This is a genomic window from Bartonella sp. AP65SXKL, assembly GCF_042195725.1.
Classification (GTDB): domain Bacteria; phylum Pseudomonadota; class Alphaproteobacteria; order Rhizobiales; family Rhizobiaceae; genus Bartonella.
Map to the genome: position 1 here is coordinate 1 of NZ_JBHIOW010000123.1, position 538 is coordinate 538.

The following is a 538-nucleotide window of genomic DNA, read 5'->3' on the forward strand; positions in this document are numbered from 1 at the left end:
GGTTTACAGAAAAAGACAAGCCGCCACGTTTACCTTGGTTTATCAGGAGCCCCTTTGCTAATTTTTTATATTATTCAACGCCTATAACAGAAGGTCTGAATGACAGAGAGCATCATGAACATCATCTCATGGCAGAGAGGGTTGGTGGTATTGAAACGCGCCCCGTTAATGTGAGTGTAATTTATGGGATCAAGACATGAGGAGTTGAAATGTCATTAAAACCGTTTGCGATATCAGAGATTAGAGACCCGTCTCAAGTACGGGTCGTTTTGTATTCTGGGGGAGGTTTTGTACATGCGCCGCTTACTGGCGTTTTTGATTTACTGAAAGCCGCTTTGAAAACAGAGCTTGATGGTTCACTGAAAGATTTAGAGAAGCGCTTAGAGACCTTAAGAGAAGAGTTTGAAGATTTGAAAGAGTGTTCATTAGACGAAGTGCTCTGAATGATGTGAGGACGAAAACAGATGAAGATACCCGATCATGAACATGAATATTTGATACCTGTTGCAACGAAAGAGGAAATCAGAGAAGGGACTTC

At 41.6% G+C, this 538-nt stretch carries 1 protein-coding gene and 1 pseudogene; both read left to right on the forward strand.

Translation table 11 applies throughout. The annotated features are described in order from the left end of the window. Nucleotides 1-200: pseudogene (locus ACFIMP_RS09985) on the forward strand (phage tail protein); the annotation flags it as partial. 9 nt (nucleotides 201-209) lie between these two features. Next, entirely contained in the window at nucleotides 210-443 is a 234-nt protein-coding gene (locus ACFIMP_RS09990; RefSeq protein WP_375686355.1) for a hypothetical protein, read from the forward strand. The last annotated feature ends 95 nt before the right edge of the window (nucleotides 444-538 follow it).

Excerpts from the sequence above, each read along its gene's own strand:
- ACFIMP_RS09990 (WP_375686355.1), top strand. The coding sequence starts at position 210 with ATGTCATTAAAACCGTTTGCGATATCAGAGATTAGAGACCCGTCTCAA.